We start from the raw sequence: 20,732 nt of genomic DNA on the forward strand, positions 1-20,732 counted from the left end.
GGCTAATTTCTCAAGTTGATTTCAATCAAGGGCAGGGGGCGCAACGCTCCCTAACATGACCGAAAGCCCTTTCGAAATCAGCGAGCCCATGACAATCCATCAGCCTTCGATACACGGCAACCTGCGCGCCTGGGGCGTCGGGCTGGTGGTCATGCTGACGTTGATGCTCGCCACCTTCGAGGCGGTGCAAGCCAAGCAGTACGGCGACATCGAGCAGAAGCGCATTGAGAAAACCTTCCCTCAGACCGATTCCGTTTCCGCGCCCGAAGGCCGGTTCAAGGTGCGTACGCTGTCTGCCGCCGGCAAGGTCATCGGTTATGTGTTCCAGAGCCTGGACGTGGTGGATATTCCGGCCTATTCAGGCAAACCGATCAACACCCAAGTGATTCTCGACACGACCGGCATGATTCAGGATGCCTATGTGCTGGAACACCACGAGCCGATTCTGCTGATTGGCATTCCTGAGGCAAAACTCCACGGTTTCACCGCCAAGTACAAAGGCGTCAAGGTCAGTCAGCGGGTCGTCGTCGGCCATTCCAGTGATCCGAACGCAGTCACCGTCGATGCCATCGCCGGCGCAACCGTCACCGCCATGGTGGTCAACGAAGTCATCATGCGCGCCGCCCATGAAGTGGCCGTATCGCTCAAGCTGATCGAGGACACGGCCGGTGTGGCACGCAAGCCCGCCATCGTACGGCTGGACTTTTTCGAGCCCGCCACCTGGGAACAACTGACCGGCAACGGCGCCATCCGCCGCTTGAACCTGACCCGTGGCCAAGTCGACGTCGCCTTCAAAGGCACCGAAGCCGAAGGCATCGACAACGCCAGTGCCGATCAGGTTGATGAGACTTTTATCGAGCTCTATACCGCCGACCTGAACCCGCCGACCATCGGCCGCGCGCTGCTGGGCGACAATCAATATCGCCTCCTCATGCAAGACCTCAAGCCCGGCGAGCAGGCCATCGCGGTGCTGGGGCGTGGGCTGTTTTCCTATAAAGGCTCGGGCTATGTGCGCGGCGGAATTTTCGATCGGGTGCAATTGCGTCAGTTCGGCAACGTCATCAGCTTTCGCGACATGGACCATCAGCGGCTCTCGGATGTGTTTGCCAAAGGCATGCCCGAGTTCACCGAGATGTCGATTTTCATTGTGCGCGAACCGGCGAAGTTTGATCCGGGATCGCCCTGGTCCCTGGAGCTATTGGTACGTCGCCAGACCGGCCCGGTCAGCGGCACGTTCAGCAGCTTCGAACTGGCCTATCAATTGCCCGAGCCCTACCTTGAACGACCACTGCCCAGCGCCGAAGAACTGGCCGCCCTCGAGGAAGCCAGCCGGCCGATGTGGTTGAACATCTGGTACCAAAAATCCTTTCAGATCGGCGTCCTCGGGGCAGCGTTGCTGCTACTGACGGCCATCCTGTTCCTGCAGGACAAGTTCACCCGCCGCCCACATTTTCTGCACTGGCTGCGTCGGGGTTACCTGGTCTTTACCGTGGTGTTTCTCGGCTGGTATTCGCTAGGGCAGTTGTCGGTGGTCAACGTCCTGACCTTTACCCATGCGTTGTTCGACCATTTTCGCTGGGAGCTGTTTCTCACCGATCCGCTGATCTTCATGCTCTGGGTCTTCGCCGCCGCCAGCATTTTGCTCTGGGGCCGCGGTGTGTTCTGCGGCTGGCTGTGCCCGTTTGGCGCGTTGCAAGAGTTGATCAACGAAGCCGCGCGCAAGCTGAAGATCCCCCAATACGAATTGCCCTTCGCAGTCCATGAGCGGCTGTGGGCGATCAAATACATCATTTTGCTGCTGCTGTTCGGCATCTCCCTGGAGTCGATGTCCACCGCCGAGCTGTTCGCCGAGGTGGAGCCGTTCAAGACCGCCATCACCCTCCGGTTCGACCGCCAGTGGTGGTTCGTGCTCTACGCCGTGGCGCTGCTGGTCATCAACCTCTTCACGCGCAAAGTCTATTGCCGCTACATCTGCCCGTTGGGTGCGGCGCTGGCAATTCCGAGCAAATTTCGCCTGTTCGACTGGCTCAAACGCCGCAAGGACTGCGGTACGCCTTGCCAACTGTGCGCCAAGGAATGCGAGATCCAGGCGATTCATCCCGATGGCCGGATCAATGCCAACGAGTGCCACTACTGCCTCGATTGCCAGATGACTTACCAGAACGACAACAAATGCCCGCCGCTGATCAACAAGCGCAAGAAGCGCGGCAAAGCGGCACCCGCCACTGTGCAACTGATACCTGTCGTGGAAGTGACCGCTCTGGAATGAACCCCGCGAGCGCCTGTCCGCAGTGACCGTTTTTATCCCTTCAAGGAAAACACCTGATGAACGACACAGAATCCAAAAAAGTAGCTGAAGTGCCGGAACCGACAGGCCTCAGCCGCCGCGGTTTCCTCGGCACCAGTGCGGTGACCGGCGCGGTACTGGCCGGTGCCACGGCCATCGGTGGCGCGGTCTTCACCCGTGAGACCTGGGCGGCTGCGGCCAAGGACGCGCAATCGAAAACCCACGTCGGGCCGGGCGAACTGGATCAGTACTACGGTTTCTGGAGTGGCGGCCATCAGGGTGAAGTGCGGATCATGGGCATTCCGTCGATGCGCGAGTTGTTGCGTGTTCCGGTGTTCAACGTTGACTCCGCCACCGGTTGGGGGCTGACCAATGAAAGCAAACGGATCATGGGTGACAGCGCGCATTTCCAGAATGGCGACTGTCACCACCCGCATTTGTCGATGACCGACGGCAAGTACGACGGCAAATACCTGTTCATCAATGACAAGGCCAACAGCCGCGTTGCGCGTATCCGTCTGGACATCATGAAGTGCGACAAGATGCTCACCGTGCCCAATGTGCAGGCCGTTCACGGGTTGCGCCTGCAAAAAGTGCCGCACACAAAATACGTGTTCGCCAATGCCGAGTTCGTGATTCCGCACCCCAATGACGGCAGCACCTTCGACCTGCAGGACAAGAACAGCTACACGATGTTTAACGCCATCGATGCCGAGAAAATGGAGATGGCGTTCCAGGTCATCGTCGACGGCAACCTGGATAACACCGACGCCGATTACACCGGCAAGTATGCTGCTTCGACCTGCTACAACTCGGAGAAGGCCTACGACCTGGGCGGCATGATGCGCAACGAACGCGACTGGGTGGTGGTGTTCAACATCCCGCGCATCGAAGCGGCGATCAAGGCTGGCAAGTTCATCACCCTGGACGGCTCGAAAGTGCCGGTGGTCGACGGTCGTAAAGACGAAGGCAAGGACAGCGCGTTCACCCGTTACATCCCGGTGCCGAAGAACCCCCACGGCATCAATATGACGCCCGATGGCAAGTACTTCATTGCCGCCGGCAAACTCTCGCCCACTTGCACGATCATCGCCACCGCGAAGCTGGACGATCTGTTCGACGACAAATTCAAGGACCCGCGCGACGTGGTGGTCGGCGAACCGGAACTGGGTCTGGGCCCGCTTCACACCACCTACGACGGCCGCGGCAATGCCTACACCACGCTGTTTATCGACAGTCAGGTGGTGAAGTGGAACGTCGAGGAGGCGATTCGCGCGTACACCGGCGAGAAGGTCAACTACATCAAGCAGAAACTCGACGTGCAATACCAGCCGGGCCACAACCATGCCTCGCTGACCGAAACCAGAGACGCCGACGGCCAATGGCTGATGGTGCTCAGCAAGTTTTCCAAGGACCGCTTCCTGCCGACCGGCCCGCTGCACCCGGAAAACGATCAGTTGATCGATATCTCCGGCGAGGAAATGAAACTGGTGCACGACGGCCCGGCCTTTGCCGAACCCCATGACTGCGTCATGGCCCGCCGCGACCAGATCAAGACCAAAAAGATCTGGGACCGCAACGACCCGTTTTTCGCCGAGACCGTGGCGATCGCCGCCAAGGACGGGATCAAGCTGGAGACCGACAACAAGGTCATCCGAGACGGTAACAAAGTCCGCGTCTACATGACCTCGATGGCCCCGGCCTACGGCCTGCCGGAGTTCACCGTCAAACAGGGCAACGAGGTCACGGTGACCATCACCAACATCGACCAGATTGAAGACGTGACCCACGGCTTCGTGATGACCAACCATGGCGTGAGCATGGAGATCAGCCCGCAGCAGACCTCATCGATCACCTTCATCGCCGACAAGGCCGGCCTGCACTGGTACTACTGCAGCTGGTTCTGCCATGCGCTGCACATGGAAATGGTCGGCCGCATGAAGGTCGAGAAGGCCTGACCGTTGCCCATCGACAGGAGCCAGGCAATGACTGATAGCAAGGGAAACCCGGTGAAGGTCATTGCGCTGGCGCTCCTGCTGATGTCCGGCAGCGCGCTGGCGGTGCAACCCATCACCACGCTGCCGTTGACGGTGGACGCCGATCAACGCTGGCACCTGCCTGCAGGGGAATACCGTGGCTCGTTCAGCGTCGATCAACCGATGCAGATTGTCTGCGAGCCGGGCGCGGTATTTCAGGGGGAGGGGCAGGGCAACGGCTTGATTATCAGTGCGCCGGATGTCGGCATCGAGGGCTGCACCTTTCTGGACTGGGGGCACGACCTCACCGCCATGAATGCGGGGCTGTTCATCCAGCCCAAAGCTCGTGGTGCGGTGATCAAAGGCAATCGCCTGCAGGGTAAGGGCTTCGGTATCTGGGTCGACGGCACTCAGGATGTGAGCCTGATCGACAATCGTATTCAGGGTGATCCGACGATGCGCTCCCAGGATCGCGGCAACGGTATTCATCTGTATGCGGTACATGGCGCCAAGGTCATTGGCAACCAGGTGCGCGACACCCGCGATGGAATCTACATCGACACTTCCAACGGCAACCTGCTGCAAGGCAATACCCTGGAGGACCTGCGCTACGGCGTGCATTACATGTTCGCCAACGACAACCAGCTGATCGGCAACACCACCCGCCGCACCCGCACCGGTTACGCCTTGATGCAAAGCCGCAAGCTCACGGTGATCGGCAATCGCTCCGAACAGGATCAGAACTACGGGATCCTGATGAACTACATCACCTATTCAACCTTGCGTGACAACTTCGTCACTGACGTGCGCGACGGCTCCACCGGCGACAGCATGATCAGCGGTGCCGAGGGCAAGGCGTTGTTCATCTATAACTCGCTGTTCAACAGCATCGAACACAACCACTTCGAGCACAGCGCCGTGGGTATTCATCTCACCGCCGGCTCGGAAGACAACCGCATCGCCGACAACGCGTTTGTCGGCAATCAACGGCAGGTCAAATACGTCGCCACCCGCTTGCAGGAATGGTCGGTGGATGGCCGGGGTAATTACTGGAGCGATTACTTGGGCTGGGACCGCAACAACGACGGCCTCGGCGATATCGCCTACGAACCCAATGACAACGTCGACCGTCTGCTGTGGCTGTATCCGCAGGTGCGGCTGTTGATGAACAGCCCCGGTATCGAGTTGCTGCGCTGGGTGCAACGGGCCTTTCCGGTGATGAAATCGCCTGGGGTGCTCGACAGCCATCCGCTGATGAAGTCATCCACTCAAACCCTGACCCAGGAGCCTGCCGCATGAACGTCATCGACATAGAAGGCGTGAGCCAGCGTTATGGGCACGCCACCGTGTTGCATCGGTTGAACCTCAGCCTCGCGGAAGGTGAAGTGCTGGGTTTGTTCGGGCACAACGGCGCGGGCAAGACCACCAGCATGAAACTGGTGCTTGGCCTGCTCCAGCCCAGCGAAGGCCAGGTCAGGGTGTTTGGCCGTTTGCCCAGTGATCCCCACGTGCGGCGCCTGCTCGGTTATCTGCCGGAGAACGTGACGTTTTACCCGCAGCTGAGCGGTGTTGAGACCTTGCGTCATTTCGCGCGACTCAAAGGTGCCGCCTCAGCTCAGGTGGACGCACTGTTGGAGGAAGTCGGCCTGGCCGGTGCGGCGTATCGGCGGGTCAAGACTTACTCCAAGGGCATGCGTCAACGCTTGGGGCTGGCGCAGGCGCTGCTCGGCGAGCCGCGTTTGTTGCTGCTTGATGAACCTACCGTCGGCCTCGATCCCATCGCTACCCAGGACCTTTATCGGTTGCTCGATCGCCTGCGCAACCAGGGCACCAGCATCATTCTCTGTTCCCACGTGTTGCCGGGTGTTGAGGCGCACATCAACCGCGCAGCGATTCTGACCCAGGGCCGCCTGCTGGCCCTCGGCAGTCTCCACAGTTTGCGCGAGGAGGCCGGGTTGCCGACGCTGATTCGCGCCAATGGCCTCAAGCACGCCGGGCCGTTGCAGCAACGCTGGAACAACGCCGGGCATATCACCGAACGCTGGGGCGTCGAAGGTCTTGAAGTGGCCGCGCTCAATGGCAGCAAGCTCGGGCTGTTGCGCCAACTCCTCGATGAAGACGAACCGGCCGACGTGGAAATCCATCAGCCGTCGCTGGAAGACATTTACCGCTACTACATGAGCCGGGCCGGTGCGGCGTCGATCGGGGAGGCCGTATGAACGCTGTCTGGAACATGGCCCGCAAGGAATTCAGCGACGGTTTGCGCAATCGCTGGTTGTTGGCGATCAGTGTGTTGTTCGCAGTGTTGGCCATCGGCATCGCCTGGCTGGGCGCCGCGGCTTCCGGGCAATTGGGTTTCACCTCGGTGCCGGCCACCATCGCCAGCCTCGCCAGTCTGGCAACGTTTTTGATGCCGTTGATTGCGTTGCTATTGGCCTATGACGCCATCGTCGGCGAGGACGAGAGCGGCACGTTGCTGCTGTTGCTGACCTATCCGCTGGGTCGCGGGCAGATCCTGCTCGGCAAGTTTGTCGGCCACGGGTTGATCCTGGCGCTGGCGACACTGATCGGTTTCGGCTGCGCCATGCTGGCCATCGCCGTGCTGGTGGACGATGTTGAACTGAGCCTGCTGCTTTGGGCCTTTGGCCGGTTCATGGCGTCGTCGACGTTGTTGGGTTGGGGGTTTCTGGGGCTGGCCTATGTGCTGAGCAGTGTGTCTGCCGAGAAATCCACGGCGGCCGGGCTGGCGCTGGGCGTCTGGTTCTTCTTTGTGCTGGTGTTCGACCTGGCACTGCTGGCGCTGTTGGTGCTCAGCGAAGGGCAGTTCAACCCGAAAGTGCTGCCCTGGTTGCTGCTGCTCAACCCCGCTGACATCTATCGCCTGATCAACCTCTCCGGTTTTGAGCCCGGCGCCGGCACCACGGGTGTGCTGACGCTGGGCAGTGATTTGCCGATGCCGGGGTCGATGCTCTGGCTGTGCCTGTCGCTGTGGGTGGCGGTGCCATTGGGCTCGGCCTGGCTGTTGTTTCGTCGCCGGGCGACATGAATTTCCACTTTGATGGTTTTGGAGAAGTTGACGATGAGTACGTTTTATCTGACGACGGTGCGCGCGGTGGCGGGCCTGATGATGTGCCTGTTTCTGACGGCCTGCGACAACTCGGCGCAAGCCACTTACAGCGACGCCGCCACAGCCTTTCATCCCAGTGATGAATGCCATGTCTGCGGGATGATTATCGACGGATTCCCCGGGCCCAAGGGCGAAGTGGTCGAGCGGGCCGGGGTCAAGAAGTTCTGCTCCACGGCGGAAATGATCGGTTGGTGGTTGCAGCCGGAAAATCATCATGGCGATGCAAAACTGTATGTCCACGACATGGGCCGCAGCCCGTGGAACGCGCCGGATGACGCCCATCTGATCGATGCCAAAGACGCGTTCTACGTGGTCGGCACCCAACTCAAAGGCGCCATGGGCGTGGTGCTGGCGTCGTTCTCCAGCCGCGAGGCCGCTGAAAAGCTTGCCGCGGAGCAGGGCGGTCGCTTGCTGCGCTTCAGCGAGATCACTCCGGCGCTGTTGCAGCAACACTAACGCCGTCGAAAAATCCTGATCGCCGTCAAGTCGTTTTTTCTTCTCCTGCTCAAAGATAGGGACTGGCAATGTCCCCAGTGCTTGGCATCCGTGATGCCCAGGAGTAGATGATGAAAACCGAGTTTCAGGACCGTTTGGCGGTGGTCACGGGTGCCAGCTCCGGGATTGGCCTGGCACTGTGCGCCGCGCTGTTACCGCGCGGGGTCAAGGTGCTGGCGATGTCACGGACTCTGGGTGAACTGCCGGCTTTGCAGCAGATCTACGGTGAGCGGTTGCAGTGGTTTGCCGGGGATGTCACGAGTCAGCAAGACCTGCGCGAGCTGGCCGAGTGCGCTGCGGCGTTGGGTCCCGTGGACTATCTGGTGCCTAACGCGGGTATTGCCGAGATGGCTGACAGCCTGGATATGGCGGCCTTCCAGCGTCAGTGGGCGGTTAATGGTGCCGGGGCGTTGAATACCCTGGCGGCGTTGCGCGGTGAATTGGCGAGCCCGGCTTCGGTGGTGTTTGTCGGGAGTTTCCTGACCGGTTCGAGCTTTCCGGGGTTGGCTGCGTGCATTGCCAGCAAGGCTGCGCTGGCGGCTCAGGTCCGCACGCTGGCGGTGGAGTTTGCGCGGTATGAGGTGCGCATTAATCTGGTCTCTCCGGGGCCGACGGCTACCTCGATGTGGGATCACTTGGGGTTGAGCGATGGGGAGCTTGGCGATGTTGCCGACACGCTTGGTAAACGTCTGTTGCCGGGGCATTTTCTTGATGCGGCGGCGGTGGCCAATGTGATTGTTTTTCAGTTGTCGCAGGGTGCTCGGGGGGTTTATGGGCAGGACTGGAAGGTTGATAACGGTTACACCTTGGGCTGAAATCCGTTCGGGGTACATATCCGTTGCTGCGGTCACGGCGACTTAGGGTTCCGCCCTTACGGCGGGTCACTTTCGAAAAGCCTGCGCGGCCCGGCGGAAAGTAACCAAAGCGCTCTTGCCCCTGTCGTTCGGTGGCTCGCCTAGGCTCGCCATGCCCTCGCTCCGGTCCTGCTCCGTGGGCCCGCCGCCATCGGCCATCCATGGCCGGGGGCGGCTAACCCGGCATCCATGCCGGGTTGCCCACTACGCAGAACCTCTACTCGGCCTCTCGAGGGGGCGAGTACCGCAAAAGCACCGCGAGGCGGCCTACCGGCCGGCCTGCCTTTTCAAGCGTACGCATTCCCCTGTGGGAGCGAGCCTGCTCGCGAAAGACGTGAACGATAACGCGTGCTGTCTGAATGATCGCGGTGTCCGGACGTTTTTCGCGAGCAGGCTCGCTCCCACAGGTACAACACCGGGATTTTGATCTTGCTTTTGATCTTGCTTTTGATCTTGCTTCTGATCTTGATCTGCCCCGTCGGAAGGCCGAGCGCAGGTTCTGCGCAGTGGGCACCGCGGCAAGGATGCCGCGGTAGCCGCCCCCGGCCATGGATGGCCGATGGCGGCGGGCCCACGGAGCAGGACCGGAGCGAGGGCATGCCGAGCCTAGGCGAGGCACCGTACGTCAGGGGCAACAGCGTTTGGTTACTTGGCGCTTTTCCAAGTGACCCGCCGTAAGGGCGGAACCCTAAGCCGCCGTTACCGAAAAAATGGATATACACCCAAGGCCTAATGCGAAGTCCCCTCAGCAAACTCAATCTTGTTCCCCACGTTGTACTTACCCGAAGGCTTATTCATCGGAATACGTTTGATCTCCTTGAGAGTGTTGCTGTCATAAACGATCAGCGCACCGTCGGTGGCCCAGATGCTCAGCAGCAAGTAGCGGCCATCCCGGGTGAACTCAACATGAGCAGCGGTTTTCCCGGGCATCGGGCGCAAGGTGTGGGCAATCTCCAGCGTCTGCTTGTCGATCAGATGGATCGCATCGTTGTCCGGCCCGAAGAACACGTCACTCCAGGCATACCGTGAATTGACGTGACTGCGCATGAAGAATCCCGGCCCCAGGGTCGGAATTTCCTTGATCAGTTTCCAGGTCTTGAAGTCGATGACCGAGATCAGCCCCTTGCTGATATTCGGTGTGGCGAACACCCACTCACCGTTGCGTTTCCAATAAGTCCCCGAGCCCAAATGCGGCATGCCCGGCAGTGGGATGTCGGTGATCACCTTGCCGCTGTCGAGGTCGATCACTTGACCGCCCTGGGCCTTGCGCGACGTGGCCAGCAGCTGTTTGTAGTCCGGTGAAAAAGAAAAATCGTCGAGAAAATCCCCGGCAGAAATCCGTCGTGGTTCGAAATTGGGTGTGTCAGCCCAGGACAATTCCCAGACTTCCTTCACGTCCTTGAGCGCCACGATGAAACTGTCGCGCGGCGGGGCGGAGTAGACCGCGCTGACCCGTGACGCGGTACCGTCCTGACCGATTGTGGGAATAGTTTTGACCAGCGACAGATCGCGAGCATCGAGCACCACCACGTTGCCGGGCAAATAGTTGCCCACCAGCACCCAGCGTCCATCCTTGCTCACCGCCAGGTTGCGGGTATTGAGCCCGGCGCGGACCTCGGCGATCAGTTTCAGGTTGTGCAAGTCATACAGGCTGATCCAGCCGTCACGGGAGGCGAAGTAGACGAAGCGCCCATCGGGCGAAAACTTCGGCCCGCCATGCACGGCAAAGTGCGAAGCAAACCGCGCCAGCACCTCAAAGCGGTCGCCGTCGAGGATGTCGATGTGATGGTCGCCGGCTTCCACCACCACGAACAGGTTCAGTGGGTCGGCGCCATGCTGGGGCGTGGTGGGCAGTTTGCTGAGGTCCGCGAGCATCGAGTGACTGCCGAGAATGTCGTCATTGCTCCAGGTGGGTGGGGTGGCGGGCGGTTGCTGAAGGTAATCCACCAGCGCGTCGATCTGCGCGGGGCTGAACACAGTGGCATAGCCGGCCATTTGGCTCGCGGGGCGGCCGTTCTGGATCACGCTGCGGATTTCATCGGGTTTGATCCGGCTGAGACTCTCCGGCAACAACGCCGGCCCTGCACCGCCGAGACGGTTAATGCCGTGACAGCTCTGGCAATGCTGCTGATAGTTTTGCGCCGCTTGTTCAAGTGCCGGAACCGCTGCGCCGGCCTGCGCCGCACTGACCCATAACAGGTGGGCAAGGACCATGCGCCTCATATCGCCACCTTGGCGTGGCGTTGCAGCGCTTGAGCCGGGTAAAGCCGCGCCGGGTATTCCAGTTGTTCTGCGCCAAACAGATCGACCACGGTGCCGATCACCGTCAGTGTCGGAATGCCCGGTGGACAATCCAGCGCCAGGGTCGGTAATTGGTGCAGCTTGCCCCGGGCGACGTGCTGGTCGGGACGCGTGCCGTTGCTGATCAGTGCCGCCGGTGTATCGGCTGACAACCCGGCTTCGATCAAGCGCTGAGCGATGATCCCCAGATTCGACAAGCCCATGTAAAACACCAACGTCTGGCTACTGTCCGCGAGGCTGCTCCAGGGCAGCGACAACTCGCCGTCGCGTTGCAAATGGCCGGTGATGAACCGGCAGGAATTGACCAGATCGCGGTGGGTCAACGGTATGCCTGCGTAGGCGCTGCAGCCGGAAGCGGCGGTAATGCCCGGCACCACCTGGCAATCAATGCCGCGTCGCAGCAGGTATTCCAGCTCTTCGGCACCGCGACCGAAAATGAACGGGTCGCCGCCCTTGAGCCGGACCACCCGCTGCCCTTGATCGGCGAGGTCCGCGAGCAGTTCGTTGATCTGTTCCTGGGGCAGGCTGTGGCAGCCGCTGGCCTTGCCGACGTAATGCCGGGCGCAGGTCAGGGGAATCAACGTCAGCAGTTCGGGGCTGATCAGCCGGTCGTACACCACAGCGTCGGCCTGCATCAACAGGCTCCAGGCGCGCAGGGTCAGCAGGCGTGGATCGCCGGGGCCGGCGCCGACCAGGGCAACTTCGCCCGGCCGGAACGGCGACTCAAGTGTGGCCGGTATCGCAATTGATGGAGGCATGGGACGTCCTTGGTGCTTCATCAGGTTGGCCGGCCCCAGCCTTTGTCAGGTAGTTGGCCGGACGGGCTATTCAGTGGGTGATGCAAGGGATGGTCGTTGACGGCGTAACACCGATTTCGTCATCGCTGAGGTGGCAGCCGGGGTCCTGGCCCCACAGATCTCCCTCGGCCCAGGCGCGTGTGCGGGTGTTGCCGTTGCAGATGGGCAACCAGCGGCATTGCGCGCAACGGCCACCGACCGCGCGGGGATGCTCACGCAGGCGCAGCAGCAGGGCATCCGGCTGATCCAGCCACAACGTGCGGAACGGCGTGCGGCGGACATTGCCCACCGAGTGCTGCCACCAGTAGGTGTCCGGGTGCACTTCGCCGGTGTTGTCGATGTTGGCAATGCCGCTGCCGGAGGCGTTGCCACCCCAGGCGCGGAGCATGTTTTCCAGGCGTGGGTAATGCTCGGGAATACGAAGGGCTGCCCATTGCAGCAGCAGAATGGCGTCGGCATCGTTGTTGCCGCTGACAAAATCGCTGTCGCGGCCCTGTTGGATGTCTTCCCACGCGCGCTCAAAGATCAACGTCATGGCCTCGCGGCTCATCTGCTGGTGCGCGTCGAGTTTGCGACTGCGTTTACCGCGACCGCTGTAGTTGAGGTGCGACAGATAAAACTTCTGTACGTCGTACTCGCGCATCAGCGCCAGTAACTGGGGCAACTGTTGATGGTTCTCCTGAGTCAGGGTGGTGCGCAGCCCGACGCGAATACCCTGTTCGCGACAGAGCCTGATCGCCTGCATGGAGCGGGCGAAGCTGCCCTTGAGTTGGCGGAAAGCGTCATGGGTGGCTTCCAGTCCATCGATGCTGATCCCGACGTAGTCGAAATTCGCCGCGCTGACCTGCGCGATGTTCTGCTCATCGATCAGCGTGCCGTTGGTGGACAAGGCCACAAAGAAACCCTTGGCCCGGGCGTAGGCGCTGAGCACAAACAAATCCTCGCGCAACAGCGGTTCGCCACCGGAAAGAATCAACACCTTGACGCCGGCATCGTGCAGGTCGTCGATCACGGTCAGCGCGGCGGCCGTATCCAGTTCGTCGCGAAAGACACTGTCGGCCGAGGTCGCGTAGCAATGTTTGCAGGTCAGGTTGCAGCGCCTGAGCAGGTTCCAGATCACCACCGGCGCCCGGTTACTGCCCGGTGGGCTGGTTCTCGGTGCTGGCGCCTGGCTGGCCAGTGCACGCAGGTATTGGCTGATCCTCAACATGCAACTCTCCTTGAGTCGGGAACGTGTTCAGCGCGAAGCAATAGGCAAGCGCAAGCCTGATGCCCGTAGCAGCTGTCGAGCTTGCGAGGCTGCGTTCGGCTGCGGAGCAGTCGTGAAATCAGGCAGTGCGGTGTTTCAGATAAACCTCGCACACAGGTTTTACGACTGCTACGCAGCCGAACGCAGCCTCGCAAGCTCGACAGCTGCTACAAGGTCTGCGTTGAACTGACTGGCATTAAGCGCAAGCCGGTTTTCTTCAGGATGCGGCTGCTCACCAGCATCTCGTCGGCCCCACAGGCGTCGCCGAGCAAGTAGCGCAGGTGCTCGCGGTAGCTGTTGATTTCATCGCTGCTGCGGCCATGCACCATGGCGAACAGGTTGTAGCGCCAGTCGGTTCGGCGCGGACGGCGATAGCAGTGGCTGACGAAGGGTTGCGCGCCGATCAGCGCGCCGAGGCGCGGCATGTCGGTGTCGCGCACATCCCAGACCGTCATGCCGTTGTGGCGATAGCCCAGTCGGTAGTGATTGGGCACGGCGGCGATCCGCCGAATCGCGCCCTCGGCTTGCAAGCGCTTGAGCAGATCCAGGGTGGCTTCGATGTTCAGCCCCAGCTGTTCGGCGAGCCACGCCCACGGGTCTTCCAGCAACGGCAGACCCGCCTGGGTCAACACGATCAGACGCTGGACGAGGGTGTCTTCAGACCGGGAAATACAGACCGACATGGTAGGTCTCCTCTTTGGGCAGGTTGAGCAGCGGCAGGCCGGTCAGGGTTTCGATGCGCTGCAGCGTCTCGGTGATGGCGTGCTCGGTCGCGCAGCCGAGCACGAACCACATGTTCCAGGCGTGTTCGCGTCGGTAGTTGTGCGCCACTTCAGGCAGGTCATGCAGTTGCTCGGCAACGTCGTCGAAACGCTCTTCCGGCACCGCCAGTGCGGCGAGGGTGAAGGCGCCGCCCAGTCGTTCAATGTCAAACATCGGGCCGAATCGGGTGAGCACGCCGTCATCGAGCAGGGTATGCAACCGGTCGAGCAGTTCAGTGCTGCTGCTCTCCAGTTCGGCAGCCAATACCCGCCAAGGGTGGCGCACCAGCGGCAGGCCCAGTTGCAAGCGGTTGATCAGGCGACGGTCAAGGTCATCCATGGGTCGGTGCTCCTGTGCGCGAGGGCGCAAAGCGGCCGCCGCACTGTTTGAAGACCTGGGTGCTGAACAGCAATTGATGGGGCAAGTCGCTGAGCAAATGTTCTTCCAGCAGCGCCTGGATTTGCGCCTCCACCTGATCACGTTGCCGCCCGTGCACCATGCAAAACAGGTTGTACCGCCACTGCGGCAAACGCCGGGGCCGTTGGTAGCAGAGGTTAATGCCGGGCGCTCGCCCCAGGCGCTGGCCGACTTCGTCAATCAGCGCATCGGGAACATCCAGCACCAGCATGGCGTTGGCGGTAAAACCCAGCGCGCGATGGTGCAGCACCAGGCCGATACGGCGAAACAGCCCTTGCTCGCTCCACTGGCGCATTTGTTCGAGCACCTGGTTTTCGTCTGTGTTTATCCGTTCGGCGAGGGCCTGATACGGGCGCGACACCAGCGGCAATCCGCCTTCGAGGTGCCGGCGCAGCGCAAGCGCTTGTTGGGGGCTCAATCCGGGCTTCATGATTGTTCTCCCAAGGCAAAACCGAGGTCGATGCGGTAGGCGGTCAACATCGGCAGGTCGAGCGGCATGAGGCCGGTGTCGTGCTCAAGTTCTTTGAGCACACGGTCGATGTGTTGGCGATCAGGGGCGGTCAGCACAAACCACAGGTTGTAGAAATGCTCCCGTGCGTAGTTGTGATTGACCTCCGGGTACTGACTGACGCGATCGGCCACCTGTTGCAGGCGTTCGGCGGGCACGGCAAGGGCGGCGAGGGTGCTGGCCCCGGCGCGACTGTGTTCGAACACCGGGCCGATCCGTGAGAGGGTGCCGGCCTGATCCATTTCTTCCAGGCAGGCCATCACCTGGGATTCGCGGCAGCCGAGAATCCGCGCCATCTCCTTATACGGTGACGGGCACAGCGGCATGCCGTGCTGGAAGCGGTCGATGAGTTGGCGGCTGAGCAGCTCAAGGTTCATTTCAATACCCCATTTTCTGCGCGCGACTGCTGAAGAAGATGCCGCTCGGCGCGCTGGCGGGCAGGGTACTCAGCAGCGTCAGGCGGTACGGATCCCAGATCTGAACCTGATCGCCGTCGCGTAACGACAGCCACAACTGGTCGCCGCGTGCGGTGAATTCCATGTGCAGCACCGCTGGCCCGGGACGCAGATCGGCAACCACGGCGTGGGTTTCGGTGTCGATGACCTGAACCCGATCGTTGTCCGGGTAGGCGAAGTTGACCCACAGCTGCCGACCGTCCGGGCGCGACGTGACGAACACCGGTTGACCGGCGACCGGAATCACGGCGGTCTGCTGCCAGGTGCGTGAATCCATCACCAACACTTGATGCCGGCCGACGGCTGGCACGAAGGCCTGATTGTCGGCGACAGCCCAGCCTTCCAGGTGCGGCATCTTGTAGACCGGGAGTTTCGCCTGGCCGCGTCCGTAGTCGCCGAGTACCCGGTGCACACCGCGTTCTGGATGCCAGAGGTCGAGTTGGGCCATGCCGTCTTCACCGAACAGGCCGGCCATGTAATAGCGCCCATCGGGGGTAATCAGGGCGTCGTACGGTTGCTCACCGATGCCGGTGAAACGGCTGATCTGCGGGGTGCTGCCCTGACTGAAATCGGCGGTCCAGATCTCGCCGGTATCGAACAGGCTGAAGACAAAACGTTGCCCCGGCGCGTCGACCAGCCCGACCACCCGCGAGCGCTTGGTGCCATCGGCCAGGGGCGTGGCCGGAATATCGGCCACTTGTTGCAGGGTGTCGGCATCGAACACCTTGACGCCGCCGGGCACGTAGTTGGACACCGCGATCAACTTGCCGTCCTGACTGATGGCGCCGCCAATGCTGTTGCCGCCCTGGATGACGCGATGATCGATACGCCGGGTCAGCAAATCGATTTTGCTCAACCCGCCGTCGCGCCCGAACACATAGGCAAAGCGCTGGTCCCGCGAGAACACCACCGAGGCATGGGACAGGTCGCCGAAACCCTCGAGTCGAGCCAGCGCCGTGCGGGTGTCGCTTTCAATGATTTGTACGCTACCGGTGGCGCGCTCCACGACCACGCCCAAGTCGCCGGTGCCACGCAACGGTGGCTGAACGCAAGCGGACAACAACAGCCCGGTCGCCGCTGACAGCAGGATTGAACGGATCATCGTGCGGGGTATCCCTGGAGAAGAAGATCGACCAGCCAACGGATGTCGTCGGAGCTGAGCAACGGGGCCCAACCGGGCATCGCGGTGCCGGGGCGGCCTTGGGTGACGGTGGTAATCAGGCTGTCCCTGGACTTTCCGGCCAGCGCCGCGCGCGTCAGTTCGGGGCCTAGCCCGCCAGTCAGGTGCAGCCCATGGCAGGCGCCGCAGTCCTGGGTCAGCAGGTGTTCGAGTTGCGCCTGACGCTGGGCGTCCGGCGCCGCAACCGCGGTTGCGCAAATGAGGAGGAGGGCCGCCAGAATCACAGCGTGTGGGTAAATCATCATGACGCCCTCCAGGCGGTTATTTGAGTGTCAGTACCCAGGTTGCGAGAATTTTTGCTTCTTCTTCAGTGACCGGGTTGGCCGGCATGGGCATCGGGCCCCAGTTGCCTTGTGTGCCGTTCTTGATGTGGCTGGCCAGGGTGTCCACGGCCCCGGGTACGCTAGCGTTCTTGGCCGCTACATCCTTGAGCGCCGGGCCGACAATCTTGGTGTCGATGGAGTGACAGGCTGCGCAGGGTTTGCTCTTGAACAACTCCAGCGCGTCTTGGGCCATGGCCGGCTGCAGACTCAGCGCAGCGGTCAGGGCGAACAGTGAAAACAGAGTATTTTTCATGGTGTTTCCTTGCATTGATGGAGCTCAATAGATGTCGTGTTGGGTGTTGTAGACGTTGAACTTCCCGGTGGGTGTGATCAGTCGTTTGTCCTTGATGACTGACTTGAGCTTCAGTGTTTTGTCGTCGATCACCACCAGCGCCGATTCGTCTGTCTGGCCGCTCCACACGGAGAACCAGACTTCATCGCCGGCCTTGTTGTATTCCGGTTGCACGACGCGCATGGCGCCTTGCTTGATGCCCGCGTATTCAGCGATGGGCAGCACGGTGTAGCCGGCGTCGAGTTTGTCGATGTCGAACACCGCCACCGATTGACTGAGCTTGGCGTCGGGGTTGAGGGTGGTGTCGACGTACAGGTGATGAGAGTTGGGGTGGGTTTTGATAAACAGCGATCCGCCGCCCTGGCCCTTGAGTGAGGCGACCTGCTTCCACGCGTATTGCGGGTGTTTGGTCGGGTCGGTGCCGATCAGCGAGATACCGTCATCACCCAGATGGCTGGTGGCCCAGACCGGGCCGTAGGTCGGGTGGTTGAAGTTGGCGCCGCGACCGGGGTGAGGGGTTTTGCCGACGTCCACCAGCGCGGTCAACTTGCGCTCCTTGGAGTCGATCACGGCAACCTTGTTGGAGTTGTTGGCGGCGGTCATGAAGTAGCGGTGCGTGCTGTCCCAACCGCCGTCATGCAGGAAGGGCGCGGCGTCGATGTAGGTGACGGTGAGGTTTTTAATGTCCTGGTAATTGACCAGCATGACCTTGCCGGTTTCCTTGACGTTGACGATGAACTCCGGCCATTCGTGGGAGGCGATGATCGCCGCGACTCGAGGTTCGGGGTGATATTCCTGCTTGTCGACGGTCATGCCGCGGGTCGAAACGATCTGCTTCGGCTCCAGGGTTTCGCCATCCATGATGGTGAATTGCGGCGGCCAATAAGAACCGGCGATGGTGTATTTGTCTTCGTAGCCTTTGAACTTGGAGGTCTCGACCGAGCGCGCCTCGATGCCGACTTTGACTTCGGCGACTTTGGTCGGGTCCACCGGCCACAGGTCGATCATGTCGATCCGGGCGTCTCGACCAATCACCAGCAGGTAGCGGCCCGACGCCGAGATCCGCGAGATGTGCACCGCGTAACCGGTCTCGATCAGTTTGACGATTTTCTTGCTGTCCCCATCGATCAGGGCGATCTTGCCGTCATCGCGCAATGTCACCGAAAACAGGTTGGGCAGGTTGAGTTTGCTCAGTTGCTTCTTCGGACGGTCCTCGGGTTTGACCAGCACTTTCCAGGTTTTCAGCGTCTCGGCCATGCCCCATTCCGGTGGCGTCGGCGGCGCGTGCTGAATGAACTTGGCCATTGAGGTGATCTGATCCTTGGTCAGCGCATTGGACGTCCCCCAGTTCGGCATGCCCGCCGGCGACCCGTAGGTAATCAAGGCCTCCAGATACGGTTGCCCGCGGTTCTGGGTAATGTCCGGCGTCAGCGGTTTGCCCGTGGCCCCTTTGCGCAGCACACCGTGGCAGCCTGCGCAGCGCTGGAAGTAGATTTCCTTGGACGAGTCGAACTCGGCCTGGCTCATGTCGGGAGCACCAGCGGTTTTGACCATGGGCGGGGTGGCCGCGGCGGCGGGCTCTTCAGCGCTGGCGGCATGACTCACCGCCAGGGCCAGTGCCGAACACAGCGTGGTCAGGGTCAGGGCAAACGTTTTTCTATTGCTGATCAGCATTCCATTTCTCCTCAGGCAAGACCTTTGCGATGTGCTGAAACTGCAGCGCAGAACGCAGGTTCTTAGTGCCGTGCAAGGCTATGCCCGAGCAGGCCAATGTTCGCTTGACGACGATCAAGTTTGCCGGCCATCTCACTTGCCAGGTTGTCGCAGGGGCCCGTAGCGTGTTCCTTGAATCCGCTTTTGGAACAGGCAGCCCATGGACCGTATCCAGTCTTGCGAACACCCGATCGAACCCTTCTACCAACCGCTGAATAATGAGGAGGCGCTGTTCGAACAAGCCTGGCGACACGGCATGCCGGTGCTGATCAAAGGCCCGACAGGGTGCGGCAAAACCCGTTTCGTCCAGCACATGGCCCATCGGCTGAAACTGCCGCTGTACACCGTGGCTTGCCACGACGATCTGAGCGCGGCCGACCTGATCGGCCGTCACCTGATCGGTGCCCAGGGCACCTGGTGGCAGGACGGACCACTGACCCGCGCGGTGCGTGAAGGCGGCATCTGTTACCTCGACGAAGTGGTCGAGGCGCGTCAGGACACCGTGGTGGTGTTGCATCCACTGGCCGATGATCGTCGGGAGCTGTTCCTGGAACGCACCGGCGAAGTGCTGAAGGCGCCGCCGTCCTTCATGCTCGTGGTGTCTTACAACCCCGGTTACCAGAACCTGCTCAAAGGCATGAAGCCCAGCACCCGCCAACGCTTTGTCGCGCTGCGCTTCGGCTATCCGCCGGTGGCTGATGAGGAACGCATCGTTGCCCGGGAAGCGCAGGTGGACACCGCGCTGGCAGCGCAAGTGGTGCGGCTCGGCCAGGCGCTGCGCCGGCTCGATCAACATGATCTGGAGGAGGTCGCCTCAACGCGACTGCTGATTTTTACTGCGCGTATGATCCGCTCCGGCATGAGCCCGCGTGAGGCCTGCATGGCCTGCCTGGCCGAGCCGCTGAGCGACGATCCGCTGACCGTTGCCGCGCTGATGGACGTGGTTGATGTCCACTTCGGCTGAGTCCACGGGCGTCTCGCGCCGTCACTTGCCGGGCGATCTGGCGATGTGGTTTTTCATTCTCGCCGAGCTGTCGGTGTTCGCCATCCTGATCCTGGTGTTCGCCGTGACCCAGGCGCTCAAGCCGCAGATGTTCAGTGAAAGCCGTCTGTTGCTGAACACCTCCACCGGGTTGGCGATGACCCTGAGCCTGCTCACCGCGGGGCTGTTCGCCGCGCTGGCGCAGGAACAGGTCAGGCGCTCACGATCCCGCCACGGCGCCGTCTTCCTGCTGATGGCGTTGCTCGCCGCCAGTGTCTACGTGATGTTGAAACTCACGGAATACCGGCACTTGCAGGCCTCGGGGCTGGGCATGGAGCACAACACCTTTTTCACCCTCTACTGGATCCTTACCGGTTTTCATTTTCTGCATGTACTGCTCGGCATGGTCATTCTCGGGTGGTTGGCCGAGCGCTGTCGCCGTGGCCTGCACGACGCCAGCAAGCGCAGTGGATTTGAATCCGGCGTGCTCTATTGGCACATGGTCGATCTGATCTGGGTCATGTTGTTTCCGCTGGTCTACGTGCTGAGTTGACGAGGTTCTCATGTCTGTTTCCAGGGTATTGCTCGTCTGTTGGGCGGCGCTCGCGACGTTAAGTGTTTGCACGGTGGTGCTGGCACACGTTGGCGCGACATCGCTGCTGTCGATTGCCATCTTGCTGGTGGCGGTGGGCAAGGCCTGGCTGATCACCGACGGTTTCATGGAGATGCGCCACGCGCCGCGGCTGTGGCGCCGGTTGATGTTGAGCTGGGCGTTGGTGTTGGCGACCGTTGTGGGGCTGACGCTGATTTTGTTCCGTTAACCAATCCCTGTAGCAGCTGGCGAAGCCTGCGTTCGGCTGCGTAGCAGTCGTAAAATCCGGCACTGCGGTGTATCAGGTTGACCGAGGTGGCTGGGTTTGCGACTGCTTCGCAGCCGAACGCAGGCTTCGCCAGCTGCTACATGGACCGAGTAGGGCTCAAGTGTAATACCCGACCAAAACCATCTGACTTTCT

Annotated in this window: 21 protein-coding genes; 10 read left to right on the forward strand and 11 right to left on the reverse strand. The window is 61.2% G+C overall.

The genetic code is table 11. The annotated features are described in order from the left end of the window. Positions 1–55: 55 nt before the first annotated feature. The 7 genes from nosR (at position 56) to JFU47_RS01095 (ending at position 8,700) form a co-directional block, all read left to right on the forward strand. Positions 56–2,269, forward strand: coding sequence for a transcriptional regulator NosR (gene nosR, locus JFU47_RS01065; RefSeq protein ID WP_242485028.1), 2,214 nt, complete (start codon positions 56–58; stop codon positions 2,267–2,269). Between the two features lie 53 nt (positions 2,270–2,322). Beyond that, a complete protein-coding gene (nosZ, locus tag JFU47_RS01070; RefSeq protein WP_446739625.1) occupies positions 2,323–4,245 on the forward strand; it encodes a TAT-dependent nitrous-oxide reductase in 1,923 nt (640 codons plus the stop codon). A 27-nt stretch (positions 4,246–4,272) separates the two neighbouring features. Next, a complete protein-coding gene (locus JFU47_RS01075; protein WP_201180252.1) occupies positions 4,273–5,562 on the forward strand; it encodes a nitrous oxide reductase family maturation protein NosD in 1,290 nt (429 codons plus the stop codon). Further along, complete coding sequence (locus JFU47_RS01080; RefSeq protein WP_201180253.1) at positions 5,559–6,482, forward strand: ABC transporter ATP-binding protein; 924 nt, start codon at positions 5,559–5,561, stop codon at positions 6,480–6,482. The genes JFU47_RS01075 and JFU47_RS01080 overlap by 4 nt, the downstream gene beginning before the upstream one ends. Further along, a complete protein-coding gene (locus tag JFU47_RS01085) occupies positions 6,479–7,309 on the forward strand; it encodes an ABC transporter permease (protein WP_140893079.1) in 831 nt (276 codons plus the stop codon). The genes JFU47_RS01080 and JFU47_RS01085 overlap by 4 nt, the downstream gene beginning before the upstream one ends. A 33-nt stretch (positions 7,310–7,342) precedes the next feature. Further along, positions 7,343–7,846 carry a nitrous oxide reductase accessory protein NosL gene (locus JFU47_RS01090; RefSeq protein ID WP_201180254.1) on the forward strand — a complete coding sequence of 168 codons (504 nt, stop codon included), beginning with the start codon at positions 7,343–7,345 and terminating at the stop codon, positions 7,844–7,846. 110 nt (positions 7,847–7,956) lie between these two features. Further along, entirely contained in the window at positions 7,957–8,700 is a 744-nt protein-coding gene (locus tag JFU47_RS01095) for an SDR family NAD(P)-dependent oxidoreductase (protein WP_140678117.1), read from the forward strand. A 768-nt stretch (positions 8,701–9,468) separates the two neighbouring features. On the opposite strand, the gene JFU47_RS01100 is transcribed toward JFU47_RS01095, so the two are convergent. From JFU47_RS01100 to JFU47_RS01150, 11 genes are all read right to left on the reverse strand, one after another. Further along, positions 9,469–10,962: a nitrite reductase gene (locus JFU47_RS01100; protein WP_201180255.1), complete on the reverse strand. Its 1,494-nt coding sequence runs from the start codon at positions 10,960–10,962 to the stop codon at positions 9,469–9,471. Then, on the reverse strand, positions 10,959–11,798 hold the full coding sequence (gene cobA, locus JFU47_RS01105; protein WP_140678120.1) for a uroporphyrinogen-III C-methyltransferase: 840 nt from the start codon (positions 11,796–11,798) through the stop codon (positions 10,959–10,961). Before cobA ends, JFU47_RS01100 begins: the two co-directional genes overlap by 4 nt. Before the next feature lie 70 nt (positions 11,799–11,868). Then, positions 11,869–13,047 (reverse strand): heme d1 biosynthesis radical SAM protein NirJ, encoded by a 1,179-nt coding sequence (gene nirJ / locus JFU47_RS01110; RefSeq protein WP_201180256.1) that lies wholly within the window; start codon positions 13,045–13,047, stop codon positions 11,869–11,871. A gap of 206 nt (positions 13,048–13,253) precedes the next feature. Next, positions 13,254–13,769 (reverse strand): siroheme decarboxylase subunit beta, encoded by a 516-nt coding sequence (gene ahbB, locus JFU47_RS01115; RefSeq protein ID WP_201180257.1) that lies wholly within the window; start codon positions 13,767–13,769, stop codon positions 13,254–13,256. Beyond that, entirely contained in the window at positions 13,744–14,187 is a 444-nt protein-coding gene (locus JFU47_RS01120) for an Lrp/AsnC family transcriptional regulator (protein ID WP_201180258.1), read from the reverse strand. Before JFU47_RS01120 ends, ahbB (JFU47_RS01115) begins: the two co-directional genes overlap by 26 nt. Continuing rightward, the gene (ahbB, locus tag JFU47_RS01125) at positions 14,180–14,695 is read right to left on the reverse strand and encodes a siroheme decarboxylase subunit beta (RefSeq protein WP_201180259.1); all 516 of its coding nucleotides are present in this window, start codon (positions 14,693–14,695) and stop codon (positions 14,180–14,182) included. Before ahbB (JFU47_RS01125) ends, JFU47_RS01120 begins: the two co-directional genes overlap by 8 nt. Next, complete coding sequence (locus JFU47_RS01130; protein WP_201180260.1) at positions 14,692–15,150, reverse strand: Lrp/AsnC family transcriptional regulator; 459 nt, start codon at positions 15,148–15,150, stop codon at positions 14,692–14,694. Before JFU47_RS01130 ends, ahbB (JFU47_RS01125) begins: the two co-directional genes overlap by 4 nt. A gap of 1 nt (position 15,151) precedes the next feature. After that, positions 15,152–16,330, reverse strand: a complete 1,179-nt coding sequence (locus JFU47_RS01135; RefSeq protein WP_201180261.1) for a cytochrome D1 domain-containing protein — start codon at positions 16,328–16,330, stop codon at positions 15,152–15,154. Continuing rightward, the gene (locus JFU47_RS01140; RefSeq protein ID WP_242485029.1) at positions 16,327–16,653 is read right to left on the reverse strand and encodes a c-type cytochrome; all 327 of its coding nucleotides are present in this window, start codon (positions 16,651–16,653) and stop codon (positions 16,327–16,329) included. Before JFU47_RS01140 ends, JFU47_RS01135 begins: the two co-directional genes overlap by 4 nt. 16 nt (positions 16,654–16,669) lie before the next feature. Next, positions 16,670–16,984 carry a c-type cytochrome gene (locus tag JFU47_RS01145; protein WP_201180262.1) on the reverse strand — a complete coding sequence of 105 codons (315 nt, stop codon included), beginning with the start codon at positions 16,982–16,984 and terminating at the stop codon, positions 16,670–16,672. A gap of 24 nt (positions 16,985–17,008) precedes the next feature. Next, the gene (locus JFU47_RS01150) at positions 17,009–18,697 is read right to left on the reverse strand and encodes a nitrite reductase (protein WP_140678137.1); all 1,689 of its coding nucleotides are present in this window, start codon (positions 18,695–18,697) and stop codon (positions 17,009–17,011) included. Between the two features lie 199 nt (positions 18,698–18,896). Here JFU47_RS01150 and JFU47_RS01155 point away from each other — a divergent pair, with 199 nt between their 5' ends. From JFU47_RS01155 to JFU47_RS01165, 3 genes are read left to right on the forward strand one after another with little or no spacing between them, the layout of a single operon-like run. Next, entirely contained in the window at positions 18,897–19,700 is an 804-nt protein-coding gene (locus JFU47_RS01155) for a CbbQ/NirQ/NorQ/GpvN family protein (RefSeq protein ID WP_242485030.1), read from the forward strand. Then, positions 19,684–20,271, forward strand: coding sequence for a cytochrome c oxidase subunit 3 (locus JFU47_RS01160; RefSeq protein WP_201180263.1), 588 nt, complete (start codon positions 19,684–19,686; stop codon positions 20,269–20,271). Before JFU47_RS01155 ends, JFU47_RS01160 begins: the two co-directional genes overlap by 17 nt. Before the next feature lie 10 nt (positions 20,272–20,281). Next, positions 20,282–20,539, forward strand: coding sequence for a cytochrome C oxidase subunit IV family protein (locus JFU47_RS01165; protein WP_201180264.1), 258 nt, complete (start codon positions 20,282–20,284; stop codon positions 20,537–20,539). Positions 20,540–20,732: the final 193 nt, after the last annotated feature.

Origin of the sequence: Pseudomonas sp. TH39(2020), assembly GCF_016650715.1 — a bacterium.
In the GTDB taxonomy this organism is placed as follows: domain Bacteria; phylum Pseudomonadota; class Gammaproteobacteria; order Pseudomonadales; family Pseudomonadaceae; genus Aquipseudomonas; species Aquipseudomonas mandelii_C.

Excerpts from the sequence above, each read along its gene's own strand:
- nosR (WP_242485028.1), top strand. The coding sequence starts at position 56 with ATGACCGAAAGCCCTTTCGAAATCAGCGAGCCCATGACAATCCATCAG.
- JFU47_RS01075 (WP_201180252.1), top strand. The coding sequence starts at position 4,273 with ATGACTGATAGCAAGGGAAACCCGGTGAAGGTCATTGCGCTGGCGCTC.
- JFU47_RS01080 (WP_201180253.1), top strand. The coding sequence starts at position 5,559 with ATGAACGTCATCGACATAGAAGGCGTGAGCCAGCGTTATGGGCACGCC.
- JFU47_RS01085 (WP_140893079.1), top strand. The coding sequence starts at position 6,479 with ATGAACGCTGTCTGGAACATGGCCCGCAAGGAATTCAGCGACGGTTTG.
- JFU47_RS01090 (WP_201180254.1), top strand. The coding sequence starts at position 7,343 with ATGAGTACGTTTTATCTGACGACGGTGCGCGCGGTGGCGGGCCTGATG.
- JFU47_RS01095 (WP_140678117.1), top strand. The coding sequence starts at position 7,957 with ATGAAAACCGAGTTTCAGGACCGTTTGGCGGTGGTCACGGGTGCCAGC.
- JFU47_RS01100 (WP_201180255.1), bottom strand. The coding sequence starts at position 10,962 with ATGAGGCGCATGGTCCTTGCCCACCTGTTATGGGTCAGTGCGGCGCAG.
- cobA (WP_140678120.1), bottom strand. The coding sequence starts at position 11,798 with ATGCCTCCATCAATTGCGATACCGGCCACACTTGAGTCGCCGTTCCGG.
- nirJ (WP_201180256.1), bottom strand. The coding sequence starts at position 13,047 with ATGTTGAGGATCAGCCAATACCTGCGTGCACTGGCCAGCCAGGCGCCA.
- ahbB (WP_201180257.1), bottom strand. The coding sequence starts at position 13,769 with ATGTCGGTCTGTATTTCCCGGTCTGAAGACACCCTCGTCCAGCGTCTG.
- JFU47_RS01120 (WP_201180258.1), bottom strand. The coding sequence starts at position 14,187 with ATGGATGACCTTGACCGTCGCCTGATCAACCGCTTGCAACTGGGCCTG.
- ahbB (WP_201180259.1), bottom strand. The coding sequence starts at position 14,695 with ATGAAGCCCGGATTGAGCCCCCAACAAGCGCTTGCGCTGCGCCGGCAC.
- JFU47_RS01130 (WP_201180260.1), bottom strand. The coding sequence starts at position 15,150 with ATGAACCTTGAGCTGCTCAGCCGCCAACTCATCGACCGCTTCCAGCAC.
- JFU47_RS01135 (WP_201180261.1), bottom strand. The coding sequence starts at position 16,330 with ATGATCCGTTCAATCCTGCTGTCAGCGGCGACCGGGCTGTTGTTGTCC.
- JFU47_RS01140 (WP_242485029.1), bottom strand. The coding sequence starts at position 16,653 with ATGATGATTTACCCACACGCTGTGATTCTGGCGGCCCTCCTCCTCATT.
- JFU47_RS01145 (WP_201180262.1), bottom strand. The coding sequence starts at position 16,984 with ATGAAAAATACTCTGTTTTCACTGTTCGCCCTGACCGCTGCGCTGAGT.
- JFU47_RS01150 (WP_140678137.1), bottom strand. The coding sequence starts at position 18,697 with ATGCTGATCAGCAATAGAAAAACGTTTGCCCTGACCCTGACCACGCTG.
- JFU47_RS01155 (WP_242485030.1), top strand. The coding sequence starts at position 18,897 with ATGGACCGTATCCAGTCTTGCGAACACCCGATCGAACCCTTCTACCAA.
- JFU47_RS01160 (WP_201180263.1), top strand. The coding sequence starts at position 19,684 with ATGTCCACTTCGGCTGAGTCCACGGGCGTCTCGCGCCGTCACTTGCCG.
- JFU47_RS01165 (WP_201180264.1), top strand. The coding sequence starts at position 20,282 with ATGTCTGTTTCCAGGGTATTGCTCGTCTGTTGGGCGGCGCTCGCGACG.